The sequence below is a fragment of the Nonomuraea sp. NPDC050227 genome (assembly GCF_044459705.1).
In the GTDB taxonomy this organism is placed as follows: domain Bacteria; phylum Actinomycetota; class Actinomycetes; order Streptosporangiales; family Streptosporangiaceae; genus Nonomuraea.
This window is the reverse complement of the sequence record NZ_JBITJF010000003.1, coordinates 587,458-608,255: the sequence shown is the minus strand read 5'-3', so window position 1 is coordinate 608,255 and position 20,798 is coordinate 587,458. Positions and strand designations below refer to the sequence as shown.

Here is a 20,798-nt window from a genome sequence, read left to right as displayed (position 1 = left end):
CGATGAAAACACTGTCAGCGCTCCTCCTCGTCACCACCGCGTTAGCCGTCCCGAAACTCCCGTACTCCAACACCTTCGACCCGTGGGCCATCAGCAGGAGCGGTTCGGCCGAGGTCGCCTTCACCGCCACCGCGCAGGGCCACACCGGGTCGGCGGTGCGCATCGTCAACCAGACGCCGAGCAGCCCGAACACCTACGGGCAGCTCGCCCAGACCGTGCCGGTCAAGCCGGGCACGCTCTACCGGTTCACCGCCTGGGTGGCCTCGGAAGGGCTGTCGAAGGCGGCCGCGCTGCAGGCGGTGCTGAGCCCGGACAGCACCCAGCGCTTCAACTTCCCGATGGGCGCCTACGACTGGCGTCAGGTCTCCTGGACCTACACCACCCCGGCCACCCAGACCAGCTTCTCCCTGCGCATCGTCTCCCAGGACGTGACCCCCGGCGTACGGCTGGACGACCTGACCATGACCGAGGACGGCAGCGGCCGGAACCTGCTGGCCAACCCCGGCTTCGAGGAACACTCCACCTACTTCGGGGTCATGAACGACTCCCTGCTCTTCGACCCAGGCAAGGCCGCCCTGGAACTGTTCACCGACGCCCAGAACCCGGCCCCCGCCCCCTGGGCCGTACAGGACGCCCGGGGGACGCAGGTCGCGAGCGGCACGGCCGCCTTCACCGGCGGGCACAGCGTCGTGGACCTGGCCTCGCTGCCCAACGGCTTCTACACCTTCACCTCCGGGACGCTGAGCACGAGCTTCGGCATCGTGCCGCCGATGCCCGCCGAAGCGGCCGGCTCGCCGTTCGGGGTCGGCCTGCACGGGTACGAGCAGGAGCTCATCGACGGCATCGCGCGCATCGGCTACACCCACTCACGCAACGACGTGGGCTGGTCGGCGGTCGAGAAGCAGGCGGGCGTCTACACCTTCGACCGCTACGACGCCGGATTCGCCGCCCTGCACGCCGCCGGGATCGAGCCGCTGCCGATCTCGGCCTACCGCAACCCGCTCTACGACGGCAACCGCACGCCCAGCTCGCCCGAGGGCCTGGCCGCCTACGGACGCTTCACGGCCGCCGTCAACCAGCACTTCGCGAGCTACACCCGGGCGACCGAGGTCTACAACGAGTTCAACATCAACTTCAACGACGGCCTGTGCGGCCGGACCCCCGCCTGTTACGCGCAGCTCCTCCAGGCCGCCGCCGCCGCCAAGCCGCAAGGAGCCCGGCTCGTGGGCCCGGCGATCTCCGGCGCTTCGGCCGACTACGTGCGCCAGGTGCTCGAACAGGGCGGTGCGCAGGCGCTGGACGCGGTGTCCGTCCACCCCTACCGCCACCCGACGCCGCCCGAAGGCATGGACACGCAGATGGCGTCGCTGAGCCAGACCATCGACGCCGCCGCCGGCCGCCCGCTCCCGCTGTGGCTGACCGAGTACGGCTGGCCGACCCACACCGCGGGTGGCACGACCGACGCCATGCAGGCCGACTACCTGGTGCGCTCGGCGGTGCTCTCCCTGGCCGGCGGCGCCGACCGCCTCTACTGGTACGACGCCCGCGACGACGGAACCGATCCAAACAACCAGGAGCACAACTTCGGCGTCTTCGAGGTCCGGCGCGCGACGGCCCGCTACGCCGCCGAGCCCAAGCCGGCCGCGGTCGCGCAGGCGGTGATGGCGGCCGAACTCGCCGGACGCACGATCACCGAGCGGGACACGCTGGACGCGACCACGTACTCCTTCCCCTTCAGGGGCACCGCGGGCGACCTCGTCCGCGTCATGTGGGCGTCGGACGGCCCGCGGACCGTGACCCTGCGCACCGCCCAGCCGCTCACCCTCACCGACCAGTACGGCGTGCCCGCCACCCTGAGCCCGCACGCCGGGGCCGTCCAGGTGACCCTGACCGAGCACCCGGTCTACGTCAGGGGCCAGGTCGACTCCCTCGCCCTCGACCCCGCGCCCGCGATCACGCTGAAGACGCCGCCGACCGTCGCCGACGGCGAGGGCATCGAGGTGCGCGCGGTCGTCGACCGCACCGGCCGCAACTGCCGCGCCGTCCCCGCCAAGGTGACGATCACCCTGGACGGGCGGCGCCACGACGTCAAGGTCAAGGGCTGCGGCACCGCCGAGACCGTCTTCGACCTCCCCGCTCCCGCGGGCGGCAAGGCGAGCTGGGTCACCGGCTGGGCCACCACCGGGAACGAGAAGGTGGCACGACTCGCGACGCCGACGATCAGGGTCACCACCCCCGTGGTCGCCGCCATCGGGGTCGACCTCGTCCGCGACGGCGGCTACCGGGCGCAGGCGTCCGTCTCCCTGTCCAACACCTCCCGCAAGACCCCCGTGACGCTCGACGGCATCACCTGGACGCTCGGCAAGGAGTCGGGCACGATCGACGACACCACCACGCTGCAGCCCGGCAAGCAGGTCTCGCACGCCGTCCCCCTTCCGTCGCTGCGCGTGTGGGAGCAGGGCTACCTCGACGTGTCCGTCAGGCTGCGCGGCCGTCCCGCGCTCCAGCTGCGGCAGTCCGTCGGCGCGGGACCGATCGAGCCCGACACGGCCACCACGGTCGCGCCGATCGACCTGGCGGCCGACGCGACCTGGTTCCGCTACACCGGCGACTGGGGCGGTGCCGCAGACCTCGGCGGTCCCGTCCGGATCACGCAGACGGCGACGGGGCTGCGCCTCCAGGCCACGGTCCAGGACGACGTGTTCACCCAGAAGAACCCGGCGGGCAACCTGTACAACGGCGACTCCATCCAGCTCTCCCTGTCGCCCGCGCTCCCCGGCGCCTCCACCGAACGCACCGAGATCGGCCTGGCGCTGACGCCCGACGGGCCGGCCGCCTACACCTTCGCCGCCTTCGGCATCGCGATCACCGGCCCGACCCCGACGGAACGGCTCGCGGTGACCAGGACCGGCGCCACCACTGCCTACGACGTCGTCCTGCCCTGGCAGAGCCTGGGGCTCAACGGACCTCCGGCCGGGGTGTTCGCGCTGTCCCTGCTGGTCAACGACGACGACGGCCCCGGCAGGAAGGGCTATCTGGAGTGGTCGTCCGGCATCGGCCACAGCAAGGACACCGGCCGGCACTTCCCCGTACGACTCACCAGCGGGCTCCAGGGGCCGTCCGGCTCCTGAGGGCTCCACGAGGGCCGGGGCGACGGCGAGGTGATCGATCACTTCGTCGTCGTGCGGCGCGCGGGCGACCGGCTAGGCTGTGACGCGCAGCGCGAGGAGAGGGGGCCCTTGGACGAGGCTGAGACGCCGCGCCTCACGATCCACGAGGTGGCCCGGCGCGCGGGCGTGTCGCACCAGACGGTCTCCCGGTACTTCAGGAAGAACGAGACCCTGAGACCGGCGACCCGCGCCAAGATCGACCTGGTCGTCCAGGAGCTCAACTACCGGCCGAACCTCGTCGCGCGTTCCATGCGCACCCGGCACACGAACCGGCTGGCGGTCACCCTGCCCGCCTCCGACTACCTGTGGCCGGCGCGCATGCTCCGCGCCGCCGCGGCCGCGGCGCACGCCGAGGGCTTCCAACTGGAGGTGCTCAGTGTCGAGGGAGATCCGCGGGCCAGGGCGGAGCGGGTGCTGGAGCTGGCCGGATCCGGGCAGGTCGAGGGCGTTCTGTCGCTTACGCCCCTGGAAACCGATCCGGCCGCCTCGCCGGTGCCCATCGTGGTCACGGGCGACTACGACGACCGACTGCGCGGGACGAACGAGCTGGCGGACGCCTCCCCGGTCGAGGAGATCATCGACTATCTCGCCTCGCTCGGCCACCGGGTCTTCTTCCACATCGCGGGCGCGCAGAGCTGGGCCTCTGCCCGCAACCGCAGGCTCGTCTTCGAGCAGACGATCGCGCGCCGCGGGCTCGTCTCGTACGGCGTCGCGCTCGGCGACTGGAGCTCCCGGTCCGGCTACGACGCCGTTCGCGGTCTGCCCGACGGCTGTGGCGTGACCGCCATCGTGGCCGTGAACGACCACGTGGCGATGGGGGCCGTACGCGCGGCGCTGTCACGGGGCTGGCGGATCCCGGGCGACGTCAGCGTGTTCGGCTGGGACGACGAGGAACTGGGACGTTTCGCCACCCCCTCGCTGTCCACCGTGGCGGTGGACCGGGAGGTGCAGGGGCGGGAGGCGATGGCCCGGCTCATCGCGGCGGTGCGCGGCGAGCCCGCGCCGCCGCCGTCCGACCGGTCGATCAACCGGGTCATCGTCCGCGAGACGGCCGGTCCGGCGCCCGCCTGAGGACCGGCCCGCACGTCGGCGCCGATCCAGCCGCAGGACCCGTCGGCCGCCCTATCAGTGGCGCGGCGCCCACGTGCGCGCAGCCGGCCGCCCGATCAGGGGAGTGGCGCCCACGTGCGCAGCCGGCCGCACATGCCGAAGGCGCGAGGGCCCGGCCCAGCAGTGGTCCGCACCACGGCGGCCTGCCCGAGATGGGCGGGATCACCACCCGCGATCGCGTCGAGCTGTGACGCCGTGCGCTCGGTCTCGGCGGCGACGGTCTCGTCCCACAACTCCTTCCAGGACGCCACCCGGGGACGCACGATCGCGGCCGCCAGCCGATGGAAGTCCGCCAGCGCCTGCCCGCCGCGCTCCGCGGCGTCCGCCACCAGCCGCCGGAAACCGGTGACCGCCAGGTCTCTGCGGGCCCGTGCGGCCGCCGCCCGTTCGTCCTCCGAACACCCCACCGGCAGCGTCGCCGCGGCCAGGTAGGCGTCGCGGTCGCGCAGGACGTCGGCGGGGAAGGTGAGCACGGCGTCCCCGGCCTCGGGCAGGCCCGCGTTCTGCATGATCACCAGCAGCCGGAGCCCGTCCTCGTTGACCAGGCGGTGAACCGTCCCGGGCGAGAACCACAGGACCGTGCCCGCTTCGAGCCGGTCGCGGGCGAAGCCGGCGGCGCTGAGGGTGTGCACCTCCCCGCGGCCCGCGGTCACGACGTACGCCTCGGTCGAGACCGTGTGCAGGTGCGGCGTGCCGCCGTGCACACCGTCGGCGCACTCCCAGTCGTAGACCGCCAGATCGCTGATCGAGGTGCCGCCGGGGAACAGCGGGGTCACAGCGCGAACTCCGTGCCGAGTTCGTCGAGCTGGGCACGGTCGCACATGTGGTCGATGAAGACGTAACGGTGCGCGAGTTCGAGGGTGTCGCCGTCGGCCAGAGCGATCTCCTCGTCGAAGGAGGGGGAGGGGCTGATCACGGCGAACGCCTCGCTGCGGACGAACCACTTGATCGGCGCCGGCGCGCTGGAGTGCCCGGCGACGGCCAGCACGGTCCCGCCGCCGTCGATCCCGTCGTGCTGCCCGACCATGGCCAGCCATGGCGCCTCGACGCCCATCATCTCCTCGCCGCCCAGACCGCCGGCGCCGATGATCGTGCCACCGGTCCAGGACCTGGGGCCGCGCCAGAAGTAGCCCGCGTACCCGGCCATCGGCCGGCCGTGCGTGGTGGGGCTGCCGAAGTCGAGCGTGGCGCCGCGGACGTTGTGCAGCGACGTGGTGAAGTCCAGGGCCCAGAGGCCGCGCGCGCGGTCCACGCCGTGGAAGACCTGGCGGCGCTGCTCGGTGATCCAGTGCTCGCCCCGGGCCGAGAGCCAGTGCAGGCTCTCCTCGACCACGACTCGCGTGCCGTCGGAGGTGACGTCGGAGAAGGCGAGGTGGTTGATGTGGCCGTGGTTGTCCTCCCAGTGGTAGTCCCGCTCCGCCGAGAAGGTCGGGCCGCCCCAGAAGTTCTGCCCCGACAGGTGCGCCCAGGTCATCTGCAGGCCCTTGTGCCAGCGGTGGTCGTGCGGCCGGTAGACCGACATGGGCGCGCCGGACAGGCTGCGGATGGGGTGGAGGTAGGGCTTGGGGGACTCGGCGTCGGGAGCGTCCGGCCGGTGGACGTACCGGGCGATCCGCACGTCGCCGGCGGTGACGGCCAGGGCGTCGTCCTCTTCGCGGACGGCGAGCGTGGTGTCGGGCATGGGGCGGGTCCTTCTGCTGGGAACGGGGGGCGGCGGCGGGCGGAGCGTGGCCGCCGCTGGGCGGGGAGAGGTCAAGAGTGATCGATCACTTTTGCTTGATCAAGCTATGCCGACCGCTCCTCGGGGTCAACCCCGTGCCCAGGGCTCATGGCGCCGGGTTCCGGCCGGCGGAGGCGCCGGCGCGGACGTCACGAGATCAGGCCAGGGAGCTCAGCGGGCGATCACCTGCACCTCGGGGAACCGTGAGGACGGCTTGCCGAGCAGGGTGCCTTCGCGTCGAAGATGCAGATCGAAGAAGGCCCTGGTGTAGGCGCGGGTGACGGCCACGGAACGCGCCGCGGACAGCGTGCCGTTCACCGCTCGCAACTGCTCCTTCGACATGCCCGTCGCCGCGGCCGCCTGCTCGTACACCACCGGCAGGTCGGTATAGGAATTGTGCTTGGCGCCGTTGGTCCGCACGTGCAGCCGCCAGCCCTTCAGCCGGGACCAGAACGCCTTCTGCCCGCGGATGGGCTTGTCGAAGATCTCGGCCTCCATGAGCATGTACGGCTTGGCCAACCCCTTGGCGGCCACCTTGCCGAGGGCGGGTCCGTCCAGGTTCAGCACCGCCTTGATCCGCCGGTCCGCCAGCATCGTCGCGGCGGCCGTCGCTCCTCCGGCGGAATGGCCGAACATCCCGACCCTGCCCAGGTCGAACGCGCCACGCAGCCCCTCCGGCAGCGTCCGGCGTTCAGCGTCGGGGTTCTGCCCCTTGTTCAGCTCCTTGAGCTGGTCCAGCACGAAGCGCGCGTCAGCCACCCGCACCTTGATCTCGTCGGCCTTCTCCGCCAGCCGGCTCACCGGGACCGGCTTCAGCACGCGGCCGGTGACCGTGCCGTCGGGGAACTCCACCTCGCCGGCGTCGCCCGGATGGTCGATGGTAACCACCATGTAGCCCCAGCTGGCCAGTTCCTCGACCGTGGTGGTGTTCATGGAACGGTCGGCGCCGTTGCCGGGCGAGAACAGGACGACGGGCAGCCCCCGGCCGGCTACGCGGGCCCCTTCGCGGCCATGGGTCAGGGGCAGGCCGACAGCCGCGGGCGACAGGCCGTTGCTGCGGTAGAAGGCCTCGGCGGCGCGAGGCGGCAGCCAGGGCGCGGCGGGGTGGCCGTCCGGACGGCGCGTGGGGTACCACAGGCTGACCATCAGCTCACGCCGGTCATGGGCCTTGATCCACGGGTCGGCCCTGGAGCCGTCACGCAGGTGCAGTGTGACAGTGCCGATCTCGCGTGGGCCCGTCGGCTGCGGCAGGGTCACGGTGACGGGCTTCGACCTGGCCTGTACGGCGGGTCCGGTGAGCAGGAGGCCGACCGTCACCGCGGCGGCCAGACCCCGTCGGAGAAGTGCGCGATTCATGACCGCCACGCTAGGGAGACGCAGCGCGCAAAAACTCCGTACCGGAGATGATTTCGGCACTCATGCGCATGAACGAAGCCGCCGTCCACCTGGAGGAGAGGGCACGGCCGGCTGGGCCTGGACACCGAGTGCGCTTCCTGCTAGCGACGGCGTCGTCGAGCAGGTGGTGGGGCGGCACCCGTCTTCGGCGGCCGTCGATGACGACCGGCGGCCGCGCGACGGTCAGACGGCCTCGGAAGGCTCGGCGGGCTCGTCCGGCTCGCCGGGCCCCGCGTCCCGGAGCGCCTCCACCGCGGTGACGGCCTGGGAGACGCGGTCGTGGATCGTCACGAGCTCGACGGTGCCGGTGATCTCCAGCAGCCGGGCCACCGTGGGCTGGAGACCGGCCAGGTGCACGTCGACGCCGTGCGCGCGGGCCAGCGTGGCGGCGGCGAGCAGGACGGACAGGCCGGAGCTGTCGAGGAACGTCAGCCGGTGCGCGTCGATGATCAGGTGCTCGTCCAGGCTGCGGCGCACCTGGTCGAGGTAGGTCTCCAGGTGACCGGAGGCGGTGGCGTCGACCTCGCCGGCCACCGTGATCACGGTGATCCCCGGCAGGTAGCTGCTGGCCAGATGCATCACAACCGCTCCACATCATCCGGCAGCCGATCGGGCCGGGCGTCCGCGGTCGCGCCGACGGCCTCCTCCACGCAGGCGTGGATGTGCAGCGTGTCCCACACTCCGGTGATCTGCAGGATGCGGGCCGGGATGTCCCGCACGGCGGCCAGGCGCAGGCTCCCGCCCGTGTCGTGGACGTCGTCGTGCGCCCGCAGCAGCACGTGCAGGCCGCTGCTGTCCATGAAGGTCAGCTCGCCCAGGTCGAGGATCACGGACCGGCCGGGGCGGTGGGCGTCGCGGATGGCGGACTCCAGGCGATCGGCGTTGGTGGCGTCGAGCTCACCGGAAACCGTGACCAGCGCGCCGGCCGGAACCGGCCGGCAGCTCATGCTGAGCACGGACATGGCGGCCTGATGGCGGCGCTCGGCGCGACGGCGAGGTACGTCTGGGATACGGACATCTTTTGTTCCCCAAGTGGGCCTGGCCGGTAGGGGCGGCGTCGGGGCCGCCCCACGCCCCAAGGTTAGGGGCGAAGAGGGTTGCAGGAAAGAGCTTTCGTCATAGGATCTTCAGGTAAGCATTTTCGTCCGCCCCGCGGATCCGGGACGTCCAGGTAGAAAGCGTCAGAGGCTGTGCCCGACCCTGAAGACCATCCGGCGACGTGGACGTTCCTGACCCATCACGCCCGCGTGCTGGTGGAGATCGCCCGCGACCCCGACGCGCGGCTGCGCGACATCGCCGCCCGCATCGGCGTCACCGAACGCACCGTGCAGAACATCGTCTCCGACCTCTACCAGGCCGGCTACCTGACCCGCGAGCGGATCGGCCGCCGCAACCGCTACAGCCTCGACCTCGACCGGCAGTTCCGCTACCCGACCGAGGCGGGGCTGCCCGTCCGCCTGCTGATCGACATGTTCACCGCCCACGACCTGCCCACTGAAGACATGCCCACTGAGGACGGCTGACCCGCCGCCGCCGGGCCGGGCGCACCCGTCCAGGGCCGCTAAGCTGCGCGTATGGCGCGGATTCTCCTCCTGCACTCGATGTACGGCCTGCGGCCCGCCGTCCACCAGGCCGCCGACAGGCTCCGGGGGGCGGGGCACGAGGTGCACGTCCCCGACCTCTACGACGGCCGCGTCGTCGACACGCCCGAGGAGGGCATCGCGATCAAGGAGGAGATCGGCAGCGAGGAGCTGCTGAAGCGGGCCATCACGGCGGCGGCCCCGCTGTCCGGCGACGGCCTGGTCTACGCCGGTTTCTCCCTCGGCGCGGCCATCGCCCAGAACCTCGCGCTGGGCGACGAGCGTTCCCAGGGGCTGCTGCTCATGCACGGCACCTCCGACATGGCCGAGGGCGCCGTCGCCGACGACCTGCCGGTGCAGCTGCACGTCGCCGACCCCGACTTCTACGAGCCGGTCGACTGGCTCAACGCCTGGTACCTCCGGATGCGCCGGGCGCGGGCCGACGTCGAGGTCTTCCGCTACCCGGGGGTCGGCCACCTGTTCACCGACCCCGGCCTGCCCGACTACGACGCCCCGGCCGCCGAACGCGCCTGGGCGGTCGCCCTCGACTTCGTCGCCGGGCTCTGACCTCCGCCCCGGCCCGGGTACGGCCCCGGCCGCCCCGGGTAGGGGCCGGGGATGAGGTTCGGGAACTGGGAAGTGCGACCGCTGGGCGGCTGGCCGGGCTGCCTGGCGATGATCCTGATCTCGCTGCTGCTGTCGGCCGTGCTCACGGTCGTCGTCAACTGGCTGCTGCGCTGACCGCCCCGCGTTTGGACGTCAGGCCAGCGGGGTGACGTCGAGCCGTCCGCCGTCGCACACCTGGCCGGCGTCGAAGGGCACGTTCAGGTACGAGTGCTCGTCCGGCGGGATGACCAGCAGGCGGGCGGGGCTCGGGCAGGCGGTCTCGGCGCCGGTCTCGACGACCGTCCAGTGCAGCGTGGTGCGGGCGCTGCCGCCCGGCTTGACCGTCACCCGGTGCTTGGGGCCGGCGGTGCGGCGGACGCGGGTGCGCAGGGTGTCGCCCTGCTTGTCGATCATGATCAGGCCGGGGTGGCCGTACAGGGTGCAGGCGGTCCGTGAGCTGTTGGTGAACACCAGCGGCGCGTTCCTGTTGCCCGCGCCGGCGTCGATCGTGCCCAGGCGCACCTGGAGCTGGGCGGCCGAGCAGCGGCGGACGGGGGCGGACTCGCCGGCCAGCGCCGGCGCGGCCCCGCCCGCCAGCAGCAGTCCGGCCACGAGCGTGGCGGTGGTGAAGCGTCTCATGTGGTTTTTGACGCAGGAACCGCGGTGAAAGTTATGGCCGTACGTCAACTCGTCCGGGCAGCAGCGCCAGCACGACGGCGGAGGCGAGGAAGGCGGCGCCGAACCACAGCCCGTGCCGGAGCGTCCGGAAAAACCAGAACGGAGGGGGTCCGGTGGGACCCCCTCCGCTCCGGCCCTCAGTCACCCCCCGGGTACGTGGGGCACCGGGCGGACCGTCATCCGATCCGCTGCCACAGAGCCGGTACGACGTCGGGCGTCCAGTCCGGCTGCGAGGTGTGGGCGATCACGCAGCGGTAGCGGACACCCTGGTAGGTGACCTCGTCGCCGGCGTTGTAGGCGTGCCATTCCTGCCAGGTGTCACCGGTCCCGCCACCGTTCACCGTCAGCGAGAACGACGTGCCGTGGCTGGCGGAGCCGTTCGCGTTGAGGATGATCGTGTACGTCTGCGCCGGCGTGCTGGACGACGTGGTCACCGTCACCGTGGACGACTCGCCCGAGTTGATGGACGACGGGCTGAAGGTCACGGTCGCGCCCGGCGGCACGCCGTCGGCCGCCAGCGTGAGCGGGATCGGCCGGCCGGTGGTGACCTGCGTGCTCAGCGTGGTGGTCGCCGTCGCGCCCGCCGTGACGGTGGCCGAGGACGGGTCGGCGGCGACGGTGAAGTCGCCCGCCGGCGTGCCGCCGGTGACCGTGAGCGCGTAGCTCGCCGTCTGCGTCTGGGCCGTGCCGGTGGCCGTCACCGTGATCGGGTACGTGCCGTTCTTCGCCGTCGAGGCCACCGTGAAGGTCAGCCTGGACGACTGGCCCGACTGGATCGTGGCCGGGTCGAAGGCCACGGTGACGCCGTTCGGCAGCTTGGCCGCCGACAGCGTGACCTGCTGGGGCTGCCCGCCGGTCGTCGCCGTGTTCACCGTGGTGGCCACGGTGCCGCCGGCCGTCGCGGTGCCCGCCTCCGGGTCGAGCCGGACGGAGAACGCGTCCGGGTCACCGGGCCGGGAGACGGTCAGGGTGTAGTTCTGCGTCTGCGTCTGGGCCGTGCCCTGGGCGATCACCTGGACGGTGTACGTCCCGGCCGGCACGGAGGACGCCGTCGCGAGCGTCAGCGCCGACGACTGGCCGGACTGGATGGTGGCCGGGTTGAACTGGGCGGTCACGCCCGCCGGGAGCGTGCCCGTCCTGAGCTGGATCTGCTGGGCGTTGCCGCTCGTGGTCGTGGTGGTCAGCGTCGAGGCGGTGCTGCCGCCCGCGTCCACGGACCCCGACGTGGGGCTGAGCGCCAGCGAGAACTGGTCGGGGATCGGCCGGTTGACGGTCAGGGTGTAGTTCTGCGTCTGCGTCTGGGCCGTGCCCTGCGCGGTCACCTGGACGGTGTACGTCCCGGGGGCCGCGTTCGCCGCCACGTTGAGGGTCAGCGTGGACGACTGGCCCGACTGGATGGTGGCCGGGTTGAACTGGGCGGTCACGCCCGCCGGCAGGGTGCCCGTCCTGAGCTGGATCTGCTGGGCGTTGCCGCCGGTCGTCACCGTGCTCAGGGTCGTGGTGACCGAGCCGCCCGGGTCGGCCGCGCCGGAACCGGGGCTGACCTGCAGCGAGAAGGTGTCCGGGTTGGCCACGCAGGTCGGGTCGCTGGTGCCCCGGACGCTCACGGCGTCCCAGGCCGACTTGACCGCGTTGAACTCCACGCAGCTGTTCGGGAACAGCGCCTTGGCGGCGTTGAGCGAGGCCACCCGCGCCTTGGCGTGGGTCCACGGCTGCGTCTTGGCCTGCAGCGTGCCCATGAAGATCTTGCCGGCCTTCTGGATGCCGATGCCGGTCACCGAGGACGGTCCGCCGGAGCAGATCGGGCTGGAGGGCTTGCCGCCGCCGGGGTTGTTGCCCTCGGCCAGCAGGTAGAACCAGTGGTTCTGGGGCCCGGCCGCCGCGTGCACCTCGGTGGTGGGGATGGCGGTGCTGTAGCAGTTGGGGTCGCCGACCTGGGACGGGTTGTACATGTACCGGATCGGGCCGTTACCGACGAGGTTGACCTCTTCGCCCACCTGGTAGTCCGGCGGGTCGTTCGGGTTGTTGGCGTAGGCCTCCGTCAGCGCGCCGAAGATGTCGCCCGTGGACTCGTTCAGGCCGCCGACCTCGTTGTTGCCGTTGTCGCCGCCGGGGGTGTTGGTGAAGACGGAGTGGCCGAACTCGTGGCCGACGACGTCCATCGGGGTGGCCTGCTGGTTGCCGGCCTGGTTGTGGCCGAAGGTGGTGTACGAGCCGTTCCAGAACGCGTTGACGTCGTTCAGCCCGACCCGGATGGGGAACGAGCGGCCCGTCCCGCTGTGGCCGTTGCGGCCCAGCCAGTCGCGCAGCATGTTCCATTCCATCTGGGCGGCGTACAGCGCGTCCACGCAGGCCGTCTCCAGGTCGGTGCCCGAGCCGTTGCCCCACGAGTCGCTGCTCTTGGTGTAGGCCGCCCCGTTCTGGCCGCCGCACTGGAGGCCCGGCCTGGCGGTGTCCACCATCCGGTACGAGCCGGCGGAGCCGCTGGTGTCGATCGTCACCGTGCCGTCGTAGAAGCCGCGGCCGGTGCCCTCGTGCACCTTGTCGAACTTGTCGATCAGGGAGCCGGAGCGCGCGTCCACGAACACGTCGAGGATGCTGGGCCTGCCGGTGGCCGTCCGCCCCGTGACCTGGACCCGCCAGGCCAGCTTGGGGGTGGCGCTGGTGGCGTGCACGACCAGCTTCGCCGTGGTCACCTCGTCCACCTGCGGCAGGAGGGCTCTGGCGGTGGCCGCCGCCTGCCTGGCCGGGATCGAGGGCTCGGTGCCGACCTTGATCTTCGCGGTCTGGCCGGTGACCACCTGCTGGATCACCTGGCCGGCCCGGTCGGTGCCCACGACGACCTCGCCGCCGTAGACGGGCAGGCCCTTGTACGTGCGTTCGTAGGTCAGATATTGCAGGCCGTAGGTTCCGGCGACGTTGGACGAGAGAGTGAAGGCGTCGCCGGAGCCCTTGTGCAGGCGTTCGGCTCCGGCGGCGAGTGCCGCGTCGGCGTTCACTTTCGCGCGGTCGCGCGATTTGGCGTCCGCCGGCGCGAACGCCGGGGGGTCGGTCCTGGCGACGGTGGTCGCCGCGGTGGATAAGTGCGCCTTCGAGGTGGCGCCGGCGGCGCCTGTCATCGAGGCGGTAAGGGCCGCCGCCGCCAATACGGCGATCGTGCCCGACTTGAACGTGCTGTTCACTCTGGGTGACTCCTCTCACATGTCCCCGGGGGTGTGGGGATCGAAGGAGCCCTTTGGCTGGGGCTTGATTAAAGTTGTCACCCAGGGTGGTCAGGCGAACAGCTCACAAATTTCCATAACGCCACGGTATGCCGGGGGCACCGGCAGATCCGGCTCCACAAATCCTTGATCTTCAGCAAATGGACGCTGATATCCTCCGAAAAAGGACGGGCTCGAAGGGCGGGGAGAGCGCACGTGCGGCACGCACCGGAGCAGGCAGACCGGATCCGCGCCTGGGCGCGCGTCGCGCTCGACGCGCCCGGCCTGGAGACCGAGCCGCCGCGCCCGGGGCCCGAGCCGACACGGTCGCGCCCGGGGTTGCAGACGACACGGTCGCGCCCGGGGTCCGAGCCGGCCCTGTGGCCGAGGGACGCGGCCCGATGAGCGACTCGACGAGCGACCCGGGCACCGGCCCGACGAGCGGCCCCGCGAGCGGCACCGACCGGGCGGACCTCGTCCTCGGACGGCGTCTCGGGCCGGACGGCCGGGGCATGCTCCACGAGGTGCCCGGCCGCCGGATCAACGGCCAGTTCGAGGTCGTCTACAAGGAGTACGACCCCGACGTTCTGCCCGGCCTCGACGCGGGCGTCCTCACCGAGATGGCCGGGCTGATCGGCCGGCTACCCGGATGGGACGCGGCCTGGTTGTGCGACAAGGCGGCCTGGCCCGCCGAGATCGTCATGTCCGGCGGCGCGGTCCGTGGCTTCCTCATGCGGTCGGTGCCCCACCGGTTCTCCTTCGACCTGCGAACGCCGTCGGGAACCGAGCGCCGCCCGGCCACGATGGAGCTCCTTCTCGACGACGACGCCCACGACCCTGCCCACGTCGGCGCTCACGACCCCGCCCACGACCCCGCCCACGACCCCGCCCACGACCCCGCCCACGACCCCGCCCATGACGGCGTCCATGGCGGCGGCATCGGCCGGCGGGTCGGCGATCGTGACCGTCTGCTGCTGCTGGCCGACCTGGCCGACACGCTCGCCCGTCTGCACACGATGGACATCGTCGTCGGCGGCCTGTCGCCCGAGCACCTGCTGTTCGCCGCTGAGGGCTCCCCGGAGTGCTTCCTCATCGGCTGCGACGCGATGCGGCTCGCCGGGGCGGCGGCGTTACCCCAGGTGGAGACGTCCGGGTGGGAGATCTCCGCCGACGAGCCCGAGGGCACGCCGCAGGGTGACGCCTACAGGTTCGCGCTGCTGGCCGTACGGCTCCTGGCCCGCGACCGGACCTCAACGGACCCCGGCAGGCTGGCCGCGGTCGCCCCCGCGGCGGCCGACCTCGCGGCGGCGGCGCTCCACGGGCCCGCGGACGAGCTGCCGCGTCCGGAGCGGTGGGCGCAGGAGCTGCGGCAGGCCGCCTCGTCGGCCACGACCGCGCCCACCCACGCACCGCCGCCACCTCCGCTCCTGCCACCACCTCCGCCGTCACCTCCACTGGCGCCATCGCCATCACCCCCGCCGACGTCACCTTCGCTGCTGCCACCGGCACCGCCGCAGGGACCACCGCTCCTGCAACCGCCCTCACCCTCACTCCTGTCACCGCCGCCGCAGGGGCCACCGCCGCAGGGGCCTTCGAGGCCGCCTTTTCCCGGGGCCGGGGGGCCGCGCCCGTCCGGCGGTGGGCTCAGTACGGGGATGAAGGTCGGTCTGGGGGCCGGCGTGGGAGTGGTCGGTGTGGTGCTCGCCGTGGCGGCCGCGGTGTTCGTGGTCTCGGTGGTGAAGGATCTCGGCCCGGAGCGCGGGGACAGCAGGCTGACCGCGGCGTCCTCCGGCTCGCCGGACGCGGTCGTCCCCACGCCGTCGCCGTCCTCGGCCACCCCGTGGCCCAGCGAACAGCCCACCGAGACGCCCACCGAGACGCCCACGCTCGAACCGCCCACCGAGGAGCCGTTCGACCCGGGTGATCTCGACCGCCAGGACACCGACCCGATCCCGCTCACGCCGAGCGCCCTGCTTCCCAGCTCCTTCACCACGGCCAAGGGCGTGCGCTACACGCTCCGGTCGAGCGGCGTGGACAAGTGCCCGGACGCCTACCACGCGGCCAACGTCCGCTCGGCCCTGCGCAAGGCGCGCTGCTCCAAGATGGTCAAGGGCTCGTACGTGAACCCCGGGGCCCCCGGGAACAAGCGCATCATGGTCTCGGTGTGGGTCGTGCCGCTGAAGAACGACGGCCGGGCCGACACCGCGTACGCGCGGCTCGACGACGCCTACGCCGACGCCTGGGGGATCGTCTGCCCCAGGAAGGGCCCCGGCTCCGGGCTGTGCCACTCGACGAGCTGGAGCAGGGCCCAGACCTGGGGATGGGTCGGGTACACCCACCGCTACCTGCTGCACACCATGGCCCTGTACACCAACCGCGCCAACTCCACCAGCACCCGGCCGTGGCTCAAGGACGCCTCCAAGGCCGCGTACAAGGCGATCGGCCCCAAGGTCTACCAGGACACGAACTGAATCCGCCGCCGGACGTCAGTCGCGGCGGTTCAGCGCCGAGTGGCGGCGCCCGTAGGCGAAGTAGATCACCAGCCCGATCAGGAACCACACGACGAACCTGAGCCAGGTCAGCGGCTCCAGGAACGTGATCAGCCAGAGGGAGAAGAGCACCCCGATCGCCGGCACCACCGGCATGCCCGGCATGCGGAAGCCGCGCGGCAAGTCGGGACGCCGGTAGCGGAGCACGATCACCGCCGCGCAGACCACCACGAAGGCCAGCAGGATGCCGATGTTGGTCAGCTCCGCCGCCTCCCTGATCGGCAGGAACCCGGCGATGAGCGCGGAGCCGGCGCCGACGATCCAGGTCACCCTGGACGGCACGTGCCGTACGGGGTGAAGCTTGGCGAACCAGGAGGGCAGCAGCCCGTCCCGGCTCATCGCGAACCACACGCGGGTGACGCCCAGCATGAACGTGAACATGACGGTCAGGATGCCGACGATGGCGCCGACCGCGATGACGCTGGCCAGCCCGGACAGCCCGACGGAGGCGAACGCCGAGGAGAAGCCGCTCTCGGGGTCGATGTCCTGGTAGTTCTGCATGCCGGTGAGCACGAGGCAGGCCAGCACGTACAGGACCATCGAGATGGCCAGGGAGTAGAGGATGGCCTTGGGCATGTGCCGCTGGGCGTCCTTCGACTCCTCGGCCGCCGTGCTCATGGCGTCGTAGCCGAAGACGGCGAAGAACACGGTCGCCGCGCCGGTCACCGCCCCGCCGAACCCGTAGGGGAAGAACGGCGTGTAGTTGGCGGTGTTGACGTAGAAGAAGCCGACCACGATCACCAGCAGCACCACCGCGACCTTGATCGCGACGACGAACGTCTCGAACCGGGCGGCCGACCGCATGCCGAGGTTGAGCAGGAACGCGATGAACAGGCACAGGATCGCCGCGAACAGGTCCACGACGTGTCCGGGCCCGGTGCCCGGCGCGCCGAGCATCCAGGCGGGCAGGTCGATGCCGAACTGGCCGAGGAGGAAGCCGAAGTAGCCCGAGATGCCGATCGCCACGACCGCGACGATGGCGGTGTACTCCAGCAGCAGGTCCCAGCCGATGAACCAGCCGACGATCTCGCCGAGCACCGCGTAGCCGTACGTGTACGCCGATCCGGCCTTCGGGATCATGCCGGTGAACTCCGCGTAGGAGAACGCGGCGGCGGCGCTGGCGATGCCGGCGATCAGGAAGGAGATCACCACGGCGGGCCCGGCGGTCTGGTTGGCGACGGCGCCGGCCAGCGCGAAGATGCCGGCGCCGATGATGCCGCCCACCCCGATCGCGGTGAGCTGCCAGAGCCCGAGCACGCGGTTGAGCTCGCCCTCGTGCTCGGTGGCGATCTGTTCTACCGGTTTGCGGCGGAATATCCCGGACCCGCCGCCGAAGCCTCGCGCAGACGTCATGGCGGGGTCCTGCCCTGACAGGAAGCCCGCCATGCGCATGACGGCGGAAGTCGGACGAACCGGCTCGAAGGAGCCGGTCCGTCCGCTTGCTAACCGGCGCGTCCCACGGTGACCTGGGCGCGGGTCTCGGTGGCGTTGCCCGCGCGGTCCACCGCCCGGTACGTGATCGTGTAGACCCGGTCCTGGCCGCCGTCCCGCTCGGCGCGCAGGGCGAAGGACGTGTCGGCGGTGCCGGTGGCGGCCTCGCGCACGTCGTCCCGGGCGTTGCCCTGGGAGCTGGTGATCGAGACCAGGGTGACGGTGACGGGCCCGGCGTCGGACGCCTTCAGCGCCACCTCCACCGGCACCAGCCTGCGGTTCGGCGGCCACAGCCGGGCGGGGTCCGGCGTGACGGTCAGGGCAGGGGCCGTCGCGTCGATCCGGACGGTGACCGACTTCGGCTCCTCGACGTTGCCGGCCTGGTCGGCGCTGCGGAAGGCCAGCGCGCTCTCCCCTTCGCGGTCCACCCGGACGGGGGCCGTGTAGAGCTGCCATGAGCCGTCGCCGAGCCGGTACTCGGTGCGCGCCACGCCGGAGCCCGCGTCGGCGGCGGTCAGGACCACGTCCACGGGCCCGTCCGACCAGCCGGCGGGCACCCCGGACGCGGTGGTCACCGGCGGCTCGCCGTCCTCGTTCGCGGGGGCGGAGTGGATCTTGAAGCCGTCCACGATGAAGTACGAGCCGTCCTTCTTGACGCCCTTGAGCGTGTGCGGGCCGGGCGCCAGGCCGGTCCTGGTGTAGACGACCTTCTGGTACTCGCGGGTCGGGTTGCTGTTGTCGATGGTGGCGTCGAGCTTGCCGTCCAGGTAGAGGTCGACCTTGCCCTCGTCGGAGTTGACCTGGGCGATGTACTCCACGCCGGTGCCGTGGAAGGCCAGCTCGAAGGAGTCGCCGTCGGTCTGGGTGGCGTGCAGGTCGTCGAGGGTCGAGCCGCCGCCGCCGCGCCGGTCGTTCTTCCAGTCCCAGCCCTCGCCGGTGTAGGTGACGCCGGAGACGTTGTCGATGGTCTCCACCCCGTACGCCTTGGTCAGGCTCAGCTCGGTCAGCGCCTGCGCGCGCCAGACCTTCAGCGGCACCGGACGCCCGGCGGGCGTGCGGTTGTAGACCTTCCAGAAGCTGTCGCGGCCGGTGACCTTGGTCCCGGCGATCTCCCTGATCACGTCGCCGGTGCGCAGGCCCTGCCCGTGGGCGTGGGACCCGGCCGGGACGGCGGCCAGGAACAGGCCGTCGTAGTCGGTGAGCCCGACCGAGGACTTCACCTCGTCGCTGTGGACCTCGGTGGCCGTCGCGCCCATGAGCGGCTCGGCCAGGTTGCCGATCGTCATGCCGGTCTCGGGCTCACGCCAGGTGAGCGGCGGCGGCGTGGGCGAGCCGGGCTTGCCGAACCCGGTCATCGGGAACGGCTGGAAGCCCAGCGCGAGGGCGGGGGAGCCGGCCTTGAGCGTGTAGTCGAGCTTGGCCGGGTCGGCGTACGGGCTCTGCCCCTCGAACAGCGGGTCGGCGACCACCGAGCGGGTGTCCAGCCCGCGGGCCCGCCAGGCGGCGGTGATGTCGGCGACCGGCTTGCCGTTGTTCCAGAACAGGTTGTCGTCGTAGACGGTCCCGGAGGTGGACGGGTCGCTCTGGATGAAGTCGTAGGGGTCGTCGGTGACGAAGATGTTCTTCTCGACGACGTCGCCGTTGCTCGCGTAGGAGACGTGGAAGTGGCCGCCGCCGTTGACGAAGATGTTGCCGCGCACGGTCCTGAAGAAGCCCTCGCGCAGCTTCACCCCGCCGTTGAGCAGCAGGTTCCCGGTGACCTCGTAGTTGGAGGAGCCGTCGTCGAGGTCGACGTCCCAGTGGGAGGAGTGCCGGATCCGGTTGTGCCGGATCTTCGTCGTCTCCATCGCGTCGAGCTTGGCGTACGCCTTCTTCTGGGCGTCCCCGGCGGTCAGCGGCCAGAAGCGGTCGCGGCCCCAGCTGTTGATCGGCCCGTGGTCGGAGGTCTCCTTCACGCAGTCGAAGATGTCGTTGTCCTCGATGACGTGGCCGCCCCACGTGCCGTCGTTGATGTCGACGCAGGCGCGCGGGCCGTCGTGCACGGTGTTGCCGGACACCGTCACCCGGCGGCTCATCGAGATCTGCACGCCCGAGCTCTGCTTCTCGAACCGGCCGTTGCGGGTCATGTGGTTGCCGCTGATGGTGATGTCGCGCGGGTAGTCCTCGGTCTTCGGGCCCGGCGTGGTGTCGGTGATCGTGCGCCGCATGTCGTTCCAGGTGGACGGCTCGCGGACGGCCGCCGGAGAGCCGATGACCGCGACGTCGCTGGCCCCCGACTCGCGGAACTCGCCGCCGGAGACGACGTTGCCTTCGGCGTACCCGTCCATGAAGACGGCGTTGCCGCCGACCTGGTCGAACCGGGCGTCGCGGATGGCGACCCGCTGGGTGTCGCGCAGGTAGACCGCGCCGGCGCGGACGATGGCCCAGTCGCCGAGCTGCAGTTTCTCGTACGGGCGGCTGAACAGCGTGCGATGGGTCTGGGTGAAGGTGAACCCGGTGAAGGTGAGGTCGCGCACCGGCGCGGAGGGCGAGTCGCCGACCACCCGCACGAGCTCCTCGCGCTCGGCGGTCTCGACGCGGGCCCTGGCCGGGTCGAGACCCGCGGGCGGCTGGAGGTAGAGGCGGCCGGCGTCCTTGTCGTAGAACCACTCGCCGGGGGCGTCCAGCTCCTCCAGGACGTTCTCGACCATGCGCTTCTGCGGATGCAGGCCGTCGCCCCGGTTGTTGTCGCCGACCCACTTCAGGATCGGGACGCCGCCGTCGCCGACGCCGGTCACCCTGAAGGAGTTCCCGCCCCATTCGCCCTGGTGCAGCCCGCGGACCAGCGCGGTCGTGGGGTTCTTCCAGCGGGCCACCCGTTCGGGCGAGATCGCGTCGGCGGCGTACCCGTCGAGCACGGCCTCCTTGGGATCGACGTTGGGGTAGCGGGCCAGGACCTGCCGGGTGCCGTCGAGGAAGAGCTCGTCGAAGTCGAGGCCCGCGCCGATGTCGGCCACCAGGGTCGCGCCCTGGTACGGGGTCCAGGCGGGGGTCAGCCGGCGTCCGCCGCTGAGCACGACCTGCTCGCCGGCGGCCGCCTCGTAGACGGCCCCGGAGTCGGCGGGGGTGAAGGTGAGGGGCTCGGCGAGGTGGTAGACGCCGCCGCGGACCCGTACCCGGGGCGGCTCGGGCGCGGTGGGCAGGACCGCGCGCACCGCGCACCGCGCGCTGGGCACGCTCGATCGTACGGAACGGCGCCGCCTCGGTGCCGGCGGCGCTGTCGTCGCCGTCGGGGGAGACGTGGAAGACGGTGCCGGCCGCCTGGGCGGAGGCGGGGGAGAGAGCGGTCAGTCCGGTCGCGGCGAGAGTCGCCGCGAGGA

Annotated in this window: 15 protein-coding genes; 6 read left to right on the top strand and 9 right to left on the bottom strand. The window is 71.9% G+C overall.

Annotation, left to right across the window (positions count from 1 at the left end):
* The first annotated feature begins 2 nt into the window (after positions 1-2).
* Together ACIBK9_RS15160 and ACIBK9_RS15155 are read left to right on the top strand one after the other, a co-directional pair.
* Entirely contained in the window at positions 3-3,131 is a 3,129-nt protein-coding gene (locus ACIBK9_RS15160; protein ID WP_397158477.1) for a glycosyl hydrolase, read from the top strand.
* Positions 3,132-3,239: 108 nt separating this feature from the next.
* The gene (locus tag ACIBK9_RS15155) at positions 3,240-4,241 is read left to right on the top strand and encodes a LacI family DNA-binding transcriptional regulator (RefSeq protein WP_397158475.1); all 1,002 of its coding nucleotides are present in this window, start codon (positions 3,240-3,242) and stop codon (positions 4,239-4,241) included.
* Positions 4,242-4,336: 95 nt separating this feature from the next.
* Here the strand turns inward: ACIBK9_RS15155 and ACIBK9_RS15150 are convergent, their stop codons facing one another.
* The 5 genes from ACIBK9_RS15150 to ACIBK9_RS15130 all read right to left on the bottom strand — a co-directional run bounded on the left by ACIBK9_RS15150 (position 4,337) and on the right by ACIBK9_RS15130 (position 8,357).
* A complete protein-coding gene (locus ACIBK9_RS15150) occupies positions 4,337-5,056 on the bottom strand; it encodes a cupin domain-containing protein (RefSeq protein ID WP_397158473.1) in 720 nt (239 codons plus the stop codon).
* Entirely contained in the window at positions 5,053-5,961 is a 909-nt protein-coding gene (locus ACIBK9_RS15145; RefSeq protein ID WP_397158471.1) for a PmoA family protein, read from the bottom strand. The genes ACIBK9_RS15150 and ACIBK9_RS15145 overlap by 4 nt, the downstream gene beginning before the upstream one ends.
* Positions 5,962-6,171: 210 nt before the next feature.
* On the bottom strand, positions 6,172-7,356 hold the full coding sequence (locus ACIBK9_RS15140; RefSeq protein ID WP_397158469.1) for an alpha/beta hydrolase family protein: 1,185 nt from the start codon (positions 7,354-7,356) through the stop codon (positions 6,172-6,174).
* 222 nt (positions 7,357-7,578) lie between these two features.
* On the bottom strand, positions 7,579-7,974 hold the full coding sequence (locus ACIBK9_RS15135) for an STAS domain-containing protein (protein WP_397158467.1): 396 nt from the start codon (positions 7,972-7,974) through the stop codon (positions 7,579-7,581).
* Complete coding sequence (locus tag ACIBK9_RS15130; protein WP_397158465.1) at positions 7,974-8,357, bottom strand: STAS domain-containing protein; 384 nt, start codon at positions 8,355-8,357, stop codon at positions 7,974-7,976. Before ACIBK9_RS15130 ends, ACIBK9_RS15135 begins: the two co-directional genes overlap by 1 nt.
* Positions 8,358-8,585: 228 nt before the next feature.
* Between ACIBK9_RS15130 and ACIBK9_RS15125 the strand changes: the two genes are divergently transcribed.
* Genes ACIBK9_RS15125 through ACIBK9_RS15115 form a run of 3 tightly spaced genes read left to right on the top strand, consistent with a single transcriptional unit; the run spans position 8,586 to position 9,716 of the window.
* Complete coding sequence (locus tag ACIBK9_RS15125) at positions 8,586-8,918, top strand: helix-turn-helix transcriptional regulator (protein WP_397158463.1); 333 nt, start codon at positions 8,586-8,588, stop codon at positions 8,916-8,918.
* Positions 8,919-8,969: 51 nt separating this feature from the next.
* Positions 8,970-9,542, top strand: a complete 573-nt coding sequence (locus ACIBK9_RS15120; RefSeq protein ID WP_358299460.1) for a dienelactone hydrolase family protein — start codon at positions 8,970-8,972, stop codon at positions 9,540-9,542.
* Positions 9,543-9,593: 51 nt separating this feature from the next.
* Positions 9,594-9,716 (top strand): hypothetical protein, encoded by a 123-nt coding sequence (locus ACIBK9_RS15115; RefSeq protein ID WP_358299463.1) that lies wholly within the window; start codon positions 9,594-9,596, stop codon positions 9,714-9,716.
* An 18-nt stretch (positions 9,717-9,734) separates the two neighbouring features.
* On the opposite strand, the gene ACIBK9_RS15110 is transcribed toward ACIBK9_RS15115, so the two are convergent.
* Both ACIBK9_RS15110 and ACIBK9_RS15105 read right to left on the bottom strand, forming a co-directional pair.
* On the bottom strand, positions 9,735-10,220 hold the full coding sequence (locus tag ACIBK9_RS15110) for a DUF4232 domain-containing protein (RefSeq protein WP_397158461.1): 486 nt from the start codon (positions 10,218-10,220) through the stop codon (positions 9,735-9,737).
* A gap of 215 nt (positions 10,221-10,435) precedes the next feature.
* Positions 10,436-13,441: a M4 family metallopeptidase gene (locus tag ACIBK9_RS15105; RefSeq protein WP_397158459.1), complete on the bottom strand. Its 3,006-nt coding sequence runs from the start codon at positions 13,439-13,441 to the stop codon at positions 10,436-10,438.
* A 419-nt stretch (positions 13,442-13,860) separates the two neighbouring features.
* On the opposite strand from ACIBK9_RS15105, the gene ACIBK9_RS15100 reads away from it, so the two are divergent.
* Positions 13,861-15,930 (top strand): hypothetical protein, encoded by a 2,070-nt coding sequence (locus tag ACIBK9_RS15100; RefSeq protein WP_397158457.1) that lies wholly within the window; start codon positions 13,861-13,863, stop codon positions 15,928-15,930.
* A 15-nt stretch (positions 15,931-15,945) separates the two neighbouring features.
* Here the strand turns inward: ACIBK9_RS15100 and ACIBK9_RS15095 are convergent, their stop codons facing one another.
* Positions 15,946-17,361, bottom strand: coding sequence for an amino acid permease (locus ACIBK9_RS15095; protein WP_397158455.1), 1,416 nt, complete (start codon positions 17,359-17,361; stop codon positions 15,946-15,948).
* An 89-nt stretch (positions 17,362-17,450) separates the two neighbouring features.
* The gene (locus tag ACIBK9_RS15090; protein WP_397158453.1) at positions 17,451-20,654 is read right to left on the bottom strand and encodes an OmpL47-type beta-barrel domain-containing protein; all 3,204 of its coding nucleotides are present in this window, start codon (positions 20,652-20,654) and stop codon (positions 17,451-17,453) included.
* Between the last annotated feature and the right edge of the window lie 144 nt (positions 20,655-20,798).

Coding starts and splice junctions, on each gene's coding strand:
- ACIBK9_RS15160 (WP_397158477.1), top strand. CDS start 3: ATGAAAACACTGTCAGCGCTCCTCCTCGTCACCACCGCGTTAGCCGTC.
- ACIBK9_RS15145 (WP_397158471.1), bottom strand. CDS start 5,961: ATGCCCGACACCACGCTCGCCGTCCGCGAAGAGGACGACGCCCTGGCC.
- ACIBK9_RS15140 (WP_397158469.1), bottom strand. CDS start 7,356: ATGAATCGCGCACTTCTCCGACGGGGTCTGGCCGCCGCGGTGACGGTC.
- ACIBK9_RS15135 (WP_397158467.1), bottom strand. CDS start 7,974: ATGCATCTGGCCAGCAGCTACCTGCCGGGGATCACCGTGATCACGGTG.
- ACIBK9_RS15130 (WP_397158465.1), bottom strand. CDS start 8,357: ATGTCCGTGCTCAGCATGAGCTGCCGGCCGGTTCCGGCCGGCGCGCTG.
- ACIBK9_RS15120 (WP_358299460.1), top strand. CDS start 8,970: ATGGCGCGGATTCTCCTCCTGCACTCGATGTACGGCCTGCGGCCCGCC.
- ACIBK9_RS15115 (WP_358299463.1), top strand. CDS start 9,594: ATGAGGTTCGGGAACTGGGAAGTGCGACCGCTGGGCGGCTGGCCGGGC.
- ACIBK9_RS15110 (WP_397158461.1), bottom strand. CDS start 10,220: ATGAGACGCTTCACCACCGCCACGCTCGTGGCCGGACTGCTGCTGGCG.
- ACIBK9_RS15100 (WP_397158457.1), top strand. CDS start 13,861: ATGAGCGACTCGACGAGCGACCCGGGCACCGGCCCGACGAGCGGCCCC.
- ACIBK9_RS15095 (WP_397158455.1), bottom strand. CDS start 17,361: ATGACGTCTGCGCGAGGCTTCGGCGGCGGGTCCGGGATATTCCGCCGC.